Origin of the sequence: Nostoc mirabile CHAB5784 (genome assembly GCF_020829645.1) — a bacterium.
Classification (GTDB): domain Bacteria; phylum Cyanobacteriota; class Cyanobacteriia; order Cyanobacteriales; family Nostocaceae; genus Nostoc; species Nostoc mirabile.
Window position 1 is genome coordinate 46,795 of record NZ_JAIVFS010000053.1, and the last position, 8,765, is coordinate 55,559.

Annotated in this window: 7 protein-coding genes; 2 read left to right on the forward strand and 5 right to left on the reverse strand. The window is 43.7% G+C overall.

Annotated elements, in window-relative coordinates; all coding sequences use genetic code 11:
• Positions 1–56: 56 nt before the first annotated feature.
• The 3 genes from LC653_RS27165 to LC653_RS27175 form a co-directional block, all read right to left on the reverse strand.
• On the reverse strand, positions 57–335 hold the full coding sequence (locus tag LC653_RS27165; RefSeq protein WP_229497781.1) for a hypothetical protein: 279 nt from the start codon (positions 333–335) through the stop codon (positions 57–59).
• Between the two features lie 101 nt (positions 336–436).
• Positions 437–727 (reverse strand): hypothetical protein, encoded by a 291-nt coding sequence (locus LC653_RS27170; RefSeq protein ID WP_229497782.1) that lies wholly within the window; start codon positions 725–727, stop codon positions 437–439.
• Between the two features lie 223 nt (positions 728–950).
• Positions 951–3,404 carry an ATP-dependent Clp protease ATP-binding subunit gene (locus tag LC653_RS27175; RefSeq protein WP_233718575.1) on the reverse strand — a complete coding sequence of 818 codons (2,454 nt, stop codon included), beginning with the start codon at positions 3,402–3,404 and terminating at the stop codon, positions 951–953.
• Positions 3,405–3,773: 369 nt separating this feature from the next.
• Here LC653_RS27175 and LC653_RS27180 point away from each other — a divergent pair, with 369 nt between their 5' ends.
• Both LC653_RS27180 and LC653_RS27185 read left to right on the forward strand, forming a co-directional pair.
• Positions 3,774–4,070 carry a DUF3288 family protein gene (locus tag LC653_RS27180; protein ID WP_229497790.1) on the forward strand — a complete coding sequence of 99 codons (297 nt, stop codon included), beginning with the start codon at positions 3,774–3,776 and terminating at the stop codon, positions 4,068–4,070.
• A 64-nt stretch (positions 4,071–4,134) separates the two neighbouring features.
• Entirely contained in the window at positions 4,135–4,671 is a 537-nt protein-coding gene (locus LC653_RS27185) for a CPBP family glutamic-type intramembrane protease (protein WP_229497783.1), read from the forward strand.
• A gap of 47 nt (positions 4,672–4,718) precedes the next feature.
• Here LC653_RS27185 and LC653_RS27190 read toward each other — a convergent pair whose 3' ends face one another.
• Positions 4,719–6,089, reverse strand: a complete 1,371-nt coding sequence (locus tag LC653_RS27190) for an HlyD family secretion protein (RefSeq protein ID WP_229497784.1) — start codon at positions 6,087–6,089, stop codon at positions 4,719–4,721.
• Between the two features lie 116 nt (positions 6,090–6,205).
• Entirely contained in the window at positions 6,206–8,422 is a 2,217-nt protein-coding gene (locus tag LC653_RS27195; protein WP_229497785.1) for a peptidase domain-containing ABC transporter, read from the reverse strand.
• Positions 8,423–8,765 lie beyond the last annotated feature (343 nt).

Genomic DNA, 8,765 nt, shown 5'->3' on the forward strand with positions numbered 1-8,765 from the left:
CCCTTAGTAAGGGGAGGGGATTAAGGGGAGGGGTGCAATGACTGTGGGAATCATAACTAATTATCCGGACATGATATAACTCCTTGTTCAGAACCGTAATACCAAAAAACTCGAAAAGCAGCAGGTGTTTTGTTTTCTACATAGGCTTCAAAAATTTCTTCTCCATTAGGCCCTGATAAAGATTCATATTTGTGAGTATTCAAACTAGGGTGTCGCAGGTTTATTTCCATTAAACCCAGCGTTTTTAAAACTTTTTGGTACTTCTTAGAGTCAGTTTGTTGTAAATTAGCTAATGCTGTACTAGCCTCGGTTGAAAATATTATCTTAAAATTCACTATTGCTTAGTGTTGGAGATTAACCTTGTGACAAAGATTATATTTTGAGATCAGTGTCCAGGGCTAGTGTCCTTGTGACATCTTTGTGTCGTAGAGACACCCTATTCATCAATTTCTAGATCCGCATACTGGGTAAATGAGCCTAAGTCGTGAAGTTCACCAGAACTTGCCTGTTTTATACCAACTTCTAACGAAGTACGAGCTACAGAATTTTCCCATATCCAAAGTTCTCTTTCTGGAATGTTTACAACTGGGTCTAGCAGAATTTGTCCTGCGTCATTGATGAGGACTCGGTAGCTCTTTGCTTTGGCAACAGTACCCAAGGTTAATCGTCCTTTTTCATCAGTTCTGACAGTATCTTTAACTATGTGGAAGTTCTGATTTTCAATCATATTGCTGCTATGTCCTAAACTCATTATAAACAGCTGTGGGTAGGTGGGTATTGGCCATTAAAAAGGAATTGCATAAAAATAAGCCCCCAGCATTTATACTAGGGGTGAGATATAATACCATTTCACTTTATGTTTGTCGGAGATGCCCCTGCCATTGCCTCTACTTACATAAGAGGCTGGAGTGTTTCTCAAATATTACAGCAAAAAGCGATCTGGTATAAAATTAGCCAACATTTGCCAAGAGCAATTCTCGTTTTTCTGATTTTTGTACTCTCACCTGAGAGTCATCATCAACATCGATAAGCGCTGTGTCTCCTTCTGTAATTTGACCAGACAGCATTGCTTCGGCGAGAGAATCTTCTAAAAGGCGCATAATTGCCCGACGTAATGGCCTAGCACCGTAGCTGGGGCTGTAGCCTTCTTGGACTACAAGCTCTTTGAAGCGATCGCTAACTTCTAAGATAATTCCCTTTTCTGTCAAGCGCTTAGAAACTTCACGAAGCATAATCTCAGCGATTTGCTTAACTTCATCCCTAGAAAGCTGGGTGAAGACGATAATTTCATCGAGACGGTTAAGGAACTCAGGACGGAAGTAAGCTTTCAATTCCTCATTTACCAAGGTGCGGATGCGGTTATAACTAGCATCGGCTTGAGTATCGAAGTCAAAGCCTAAACCACTACCACCTTTTTCAATCACCTTGGAACCGATGTTGGAAGTCAAAATGATTAGCGTGTTCTTGAAGTCCACTTTCCGACCTTTGGCATCGGTAAGATGACCGTCATCCAACATTTGCAGCAGCATATTGAATACATCGGGGTGTGCTTTTTCGATTTCGTCGAATAGCAATACCGTGTAAGGTTTCCGCCGCACAGCTTCTGTAAGCTGTCCGCCTTCGTCGTATCCCACATAACCAGGAGGCGAACCAATTAGCTTGGCGACGGTGTGGCTTTCCATGTATTCGGACATATCTAGGCGAATCATGGAGTCTTCCGCACCGAAGAAGTAGGCAGCTAGTGCCTTCGCCAATTCTGTTTTACCGACTCCGGTAGGCCCAGAGAAGATAAAGCTAGCAATGGGACGATTGGGATTCTTCAAGCCGACACGGGCGCGACGGATACCGCGAGATACAGCCGAGACTGCTTGCTCTTGACCGATAAGCCGTTGATGCAGAGTGTCTTCTAGGTGCAGGAGCAACTCTGACTCAGATTCGGTTAGTTTGTTGACTGGTACGCCAGTCCAAGAGGCAACGATTTGGGCGATGTCTTCTTCGTCAACTACAGTCGAGTTGACAGGTTGATCGTTTTGTGCAAACGTTGCTTGCAGTTGTTCTGCGAGTTTTAACTCTTGGTCGCGCAGTTGTGTAGCTTTGTCAAAATCTTGGACTCTGACTGCTGCTTCTTTTTCTTTGGTAACGCCAGCGAGTTCACGCTTGAGTTCTTTATTCGGAGAACTTTGAGAGTTCCGCAAACGAACGCGAGAACCAGCTTCATCAATCAAGTCTATTGCCTTATCTGGCAAGAAGCGATCGCTAATGTAGCGGTCTGATAATTCTGCTGCTGCTACAAGTGCTGAATCCAAAATTGTGACTTTGTGGTGCTGTTCGTAAGCGCCGCGCAAGCCGTAAAGAATTTGTACGGTTTCCTCTACTGAGGGTTCCCCGACCATGATTGGTTGGAAACGACGCTCTAGGGCGGCATCGCGCTCGATATGCTTACGATACTCATCGAGGGTAGTTGCGCCGATGCACTGGAGTTCACCCCGTGCTAAGGCTGGTTTGAGGATGTTGGCTGCATCCAAACCACCTTCTGTACCACCAGCGCCAACCAAGGTGTGAATTTCGTCAATCACCAAGATGATATTGCCCACAGTGCGGACTTCTTCCACAACTTTTTTGATGCGTTCTTCAAAATCGCCACGGAAGCGAGTTCCAGCTACCAATGACCCCATATCGAGGCTGATAACTTGCTTGTCTTGCAAACTTTCGGGAACATCCTGGTTGATAATTCGTTGAGCTAGACCTTCTGCGATCGCAGTTTTACCAACTCCTGGTTCTCCAATCAACACTGGGTTATTCTTGGTGCGGCGACCAAGGATTTGGATCGCCCGCTCAATTTCCTTCTGGCGACCAACTACAGGGTCGAGTCTGCCTTCTTGTGCTAATTTGGTCAAATTCCTACCAAACTCTTCCATAGTTAGCGGTTGAGTGCGCTTTTGACCACCACCACCAGCTATAGCTGGTGCATTTTCACCCAAACGGCGAACTATGGCACTGCGGACAGTCTTGAAGTCAACTCCTAGATTTTGCAGTACTTTGGCGGCAACACCTTCACCAGCCTCGGTCAATCCTAAGAGTAGATGTTCAGTGTTAATGTAATTCTGTCCCAGACTATGAGCTTCTTTAAACGATTGCTCGAAGAGGCTTTTTACTTTAGGAGTAAAAGGAATTTCTGGTGGTACAAAGCCAGAACCCCTACCAATAATTTTTTCTACCTCGCGACGTGCATCTTTGAGGGTAACGCCTAATTCCGCCAGCACTTTAGCAGCAACCCCAGTTCCTTCTCCCATCAAACCTAGGAGAATTTGTTCAGTTCCTACAAAATTGTGTCCCAGGCGACGTGCTTCCTCCTGAGCTAACATAATTACTCTAATGGCTTCGGAAGTGAAGTGTTCAAACATAATGGGTTCTTGCTCCCTAGCTGCTTGGACTTTGGGTGAGATAAAATTCACCCTCATCTAAAGTTTTTTGTATTTTCTTAAGGACTAATGTAACTTTATTTAAAGTTAGCTGGCAGTGGTGAGAGCCGTAAGACCTCAGGTGTAGTAGCCGTCTAAGAAGAGTTGGGAGTAGAGACGCGATTAATCGCGTACAGGAGAGACGCGATTAATCGCGTACAGGAGTTCTCAATTTGACAATTACCTTGTCAGTGCAGAAGATGATTTTCTTTTGCCTTTTCTGCTCCTCATCTCTGGGCTAAACTTAAAACTCAGGACTCAGCACTGGCTCAACCATAACTATCCGCTAACGACACTCAGGACTGACTCATGATGACTAATGCACCCGCAGGTAAAGACCAACAACATCCTCTTTATAACCGCGATCGCCCCCTTATTGATATTTTACTCTCTCAAGAGGCGACAGACTATAACTTAGCAGAATTAGCTAGGCTGCGAATGCGTTATCAAGGGTTTCCAGGGGCAAGAGATATCCAAAAAGACCTTGATAAAGTCTTGCAGCAGTGGGGTTTGACCGAGGCCGAACTTTATGAGAAAACTCGCCAAATTCACAACCTGGGGGGTATTTACAAAAGTCACGGGAAGAAGGAAGAACAGGATTGGAATTAGGAATGGGGCATTGGATATTGGGTATTAGGCAACCTAACCTACTGTGTTGCTTATAGTGTAAAAAATGAATACGCTTATCTTCCGTGTACACCACGCAATTTTAACAATTCCTTCTCCTCAAGCTTGGCTATACTCGGCAATATTAGTAGTATTATTTGCAGTACTTTCTTTGCCTATAGGCTTATATTTCAAATTTTTAAAGTTTGAGTTGTTTCAAAAGTCATCATTAGAAGCAGCTAAAATCATAATAATTTCTATTTTTGCCCCTGCAATAGCAGAAGAATTATTTTTTCGTGTTTTATTACTTCCTCATTTGACAGAAAATGTTTCAATAAGTGACCAATGGCTATGGGGATGTCTCAGTTTAGTAATTTTTGTTATTTATCATCCTCTTGAAGCCATCACAGTGTATAAAGCAGGGTTTCCTACATTCATTAATCCAGTCTTTCTGTTATTAGCAGCACTCTTAGGAAGTTTCTGCATCATTATATATTTTAAAACAGGTTCTTTATGGACATCTGTTATTATTCATTGGATAGTTGTAATAGTTTGGCTACTCTTCTTGGGTGGATACAGTAAATTAAATACTCACCAAGAGTAAGACTGACATCAAACTCATTCTTGATTGCGCCAATAGTGAGTAACAACTCAAACATCTACAATTAGCCTTGCTTTTCTCAAAAAGAATTGGAGTACAGTCTCTTCTTTAGAAATAATCTCGGCTCTGCCTTCCATTCCCATTTGAACGGAACATTGTTTGTTTCCTCGACCTAAAGAAAGAGTTTCAGGTTCAATTGTTACCTCATAGAAGGCAGCAGTAGCTTTGGGAGTAGTTGCCATTGTAGAAGCACCATTATTCGTTGGTGGGAAAAATGCATCTGGAGAAATTGATTTAACTTTACCTTTGAGAGTACCGTAATCTGGATAGGGACAGGCAGAAACTCGCATTTGGACGTTTTGTCCTGGCTTCAACTTGCTTTTCTCCTCAGTTTCTACCACTGCCTTAATTACCAAGGGGGCAGAAGTAGGAACAATTTGGGCGATTTCTTCTCCAGGGCGCAATGTTTGGCCGGGGTTACGTAGGTTGAGTTTGGAGATAACACCGTCTGCTGTGGCAGAAACGATCGTCTCCTTAAGTTCGATATTCACCTGTTTAAGTTCGCGGCCATCATGCTCGAACTGTTTTTGCATTTCAATCCGTTGCTGAATCAGCGCGTTGCGTTCTTTGTTTAATGTGGCGATGTTACCTTGCCCCGTAGCTTTTTCTTGAGCAATGCGTTCTTGTGCGATCGCTACTTCTGCTGGAGTTGGATTCAGGGCAGCTTGTAGGCTTTGCAATTTGGCTTTGGCAGCAGAGAGTGCTTGTTCTTGCTGGCGAACAGCTAGTTGTGCTTCCTCGAATTGATCTTGTGACAAAGCTCCAACTTTGGCTACGTTCTCATATCGGTTTCGCTTTGACTCGGCTGCTCTTAAACCAGCATCTGCTGCTCTGACATTCGCTGCGGCTTCTTGAACATCACTAACAGTAGTAATTTGCTTATCTCGATAATCCCGCTTGCGACTGCTCAATTGGGCTTCAGCGCCCGCAACCGCACGCTTGGTGCTGTCAGTTTGGGCTACAACTTGGTTATTAAGAGCATGAATTTGAGCGTCGATTTGAACCAGTTGTAATTTGATTTGCCCAATACTACTTTCTAGTTGACTCTTCTTGGTTTGCAGGCGGGAGTCATCAATAGTAGCGATCGCATCTCCTGTTTTCACTACCTGATTCTCTTTCACAAAAATCCGCATAACTGGGCCTTCCGTAGCAGCCTGAACGAGCCGCAACTCACCAGCCGGACGCAGGTTTGCCTGTGCTTGAACAATGACTTTATATTTAGTTACAGAGGCTACAGCAATTGCTATTGTCACAGTAACCAATGCGATCGCGCCGCCAATAGTAGTCCAATTACCAAGTGGTGGAAGAAAATCGTTTTCTTCAACTTGGGGCAGCAAGACAGAATTCGATTGACTAACCATAATAAATTGAGGAAGAGATGATTTTTGATTTGAATTACGAATTACGAATTACGAATTACGAATTAGTAATTATTTGGTCGAGGAGCAATCCAAAATCTCAAAGAAAGAAGATGGTATTAACTAATGGCGGCATATTTGCCATTAGCATGACCGGAAGATTTCACCAGTAAACTCGGAGTTGATAACCGAACATCGTCTAGGAAGCCCAAGTGTTCGCCAGCAATTTGGCGCAATTCTTCTGGAGAACCTTGGATTTGCAAACGTCCTTTCTCTAGTAATACAATCCAATCGGCTCGCTCAATGACTTTCGGGCGGTGACTAATTAAAATTGTGGTTTTGCCTTGGCGATAGGTAAGCAGTCGATCTAGTACTTCAGCTTCACTCACCGGATCGAGAGCGCCAGTGGATTCATCCAAAATCAATATAGGTGGGTTAGTAATTATTGCTCTAGCGATCGCTAATCTTTGGCGTTGTCCACCAGAAAGATTAGCTCCAAATTCTCCTAAAACGGTATGATACTTGTCAGGTAGTTCGCTAATGAATTCATCAGCTCCTGCTATGTGGCAAGCTGTGACAATTTCTTCAAAAGTTATGTCGGGATAGCTAAAGCGAAAGTTATCAAAAATTGAGCGACTCCAGAAGTGCGGGTCTTGCGGTACTAAGACTACCTGCTGTCGCAGACATTCTACAGATAAGTCTTGTATGTTATAGATGCCATAACGGATATTGCCTGACTGGAGGGAATATAAACCAGCAATCAGTTTGGCTAGGGTACTTTTACCACAACCAGATTTACCAATTAAAGCAATAACTTTACCGCTAGGGATAGTCAACGAAAAATCTTGTAACAAATCAACTCTACCAGCATGGTGGAAGTTAACTTTAGTGCAAATAATATTTGCATCAGTGGAAATTGCTGCCCAAGGCTTTTTCTCTGCATTCAAGTCTTCTGGGGTAGCGTCAATCACTTCTGCCATTCGTTGGATGACAATTTGGGCAGTAATAAACTCATCAGCTAGCCCGATTACTGAACTCAAAAAACCGAGAAAATTCCCACTCATGCCGTTAAACGCTAGCAGCTGACCAATGGATAATGTTTGATTAATTACTAAATAGCTGCCTAACCAGAGTAAACCTATATTAGTTAAACTTGAAAGAATATTAGTGAATGTGCTGCTGTAGAGTCCCAATTTCATCGTACTCCAACCCAAGTTAGCGAGGCGACCATAATTGGTTTGATACTCTTGCCAAGCTTGAGGAGTTGCTTGGGTGGTTTTAAGTACTTGGACACCGCGAAAAGTTTCCACCAAAAAGCCTTGGTTTTCAGTGCCTAAAACGATAAGTTTACGGGTTTTCTGGCGCAAGGCGGGCAGGAAAAGCAGATTAACTAAAGTAACGATGGCAAATGCGAGTATAGAAGCTAGAGTCAGTTGCCAACTCAAGAACAGCATAAAGCTCAAGGAAACTAGAGCAATAAAAAATTGGCTAGGTAAGCCAAGGACAATCTGGGAAACTAACCCATTGATGGCATTAATATCGCCAATTCGGCTGACGACTTCCCCACTACGATGTCCTTCAAAGTAAGATAAAGGCAAGTGTAAAAGTTTTCGACCGTAGTCCAGCAGCATTCCTAATTGCAGCCGTTGACCGAAGTGACCGATGAGGTGAGACTGTACCAAACCAATTGCACTTTTAAACAAGTTGATGGCAATTACCCCAATTGCCACGGTAGTTAATAGTTGAGTATCTCCCCGCACTAGCACATCATCAGTGAGGAGTTGCATCATCAAGGGATAGGCGAGAGACAAAAGTCCGATTACAATATTGATGGCGATCGCCTGGCCCAGAAGGAAGCGATAGGGCCAAACACGCACCAGATAGCGTCCAAAGCCACTCATTTTATCGTCCGGCTGCTCGTAAAAACGGGTGTCATCTGGCATCAATAGCAGCATAATCCCATTACTCCAACCCTCGGCTAATTCCTTACGACTGAGGTAGCGGATACCAACGCCAGGATCACAAATCACATATTTGTTTCCTTTTTGCCCGTATAAAACTACCCAGTGGTAACCTTTCCAATGTATGATTGCGGGCATTGGAGCTTTATCTAAACTGTCGATCAATTGAGCAGAAGCTTTGACTTGGCGGACATTAAATCCTAAAGCTTCTGCACCTCGATTCAAACCAAGCAGGGTAGTACCTCGTGACCCCGTGCCTACCGCTTCTCGTACCCGGCTCAGAGTCAAAGTGCGTCCGTAATGTTTGGCAATAGTTGCAAGGCAAGCAGCGCCGCAATCTTCTTCACTATGTTGGAGAACAACTTGGTATTTCATAAAAAATCCGGGGATTACTTGGTTATGTCGCAATACGCTTGGGTTAGAGCTAAAAACCTGATTTTGCGTAGGTTGGGTTGAGGAACGAAACCCAACATTCTCTCGGCTTTGTTGGGTAACGCATTGCCTCAACCCAACCTACAATTATCCTTAACCCAAGCGTATTGGGTTATGTCGTGTGCGACTTAATTCTCATGCTGATAGATAAATTTGATTTGCTTTCACGTTTCGGTGTTTTGTGCAGTCTGTAGCAGCTTCCGCCTTAAGAGTAGTAACTTCTGCCTTCACGTTTCGGTGTTTCGCGCAGTCTGTAGCAGCTTCCGCCTTAAGAGTAGTAACTTCT

Bases quoted from the DNA above. Each gene is read 5' to 3' on its own strand.
- LC653_RS27170 (WP_229497782.1), bottom strand. From the start codon at position 727: ATGATTGAAAATCAGAACTTCCACATAGTTAAAGATACTGTCAGAACT.
- LC653_RS27175 (WP_233718575.1), bottom strand. From the start codon at position 3,404: ATGTTTGAACACTTCACTTCCGAAGCCATTAGAGTAATTATGTTAGCT.
- LC653_RS27180 (WP_229497790.1), top strand. From the start codon at position 3,774: ATGACTAATGCACCCGCAGGTAAAGACCAACAACATCCTCTTTATAAC.
- LC653_RS27185 (WP_229497783.1), top strand. From the start codon at position 4,135: ATGAATACGCTTATCTTCCGTGTACACCACGCAATTTTAACAATTCCT.
- LC653_RS27190 (WP_229497784.1), bottom strand. From the start codon at position 6,089: ATGGTTAGTCAATCGAATTCTGTCTTGCTGCCCCAAGTTGAAGAAAAC.
- LC653_RS27195 (WP_229497785.1), bottom strand. From the start codon at position 8,422: ATGAAATACCAAGTTGTTCTCCAACATAGTGAAGAAGATTGCGGCGCT.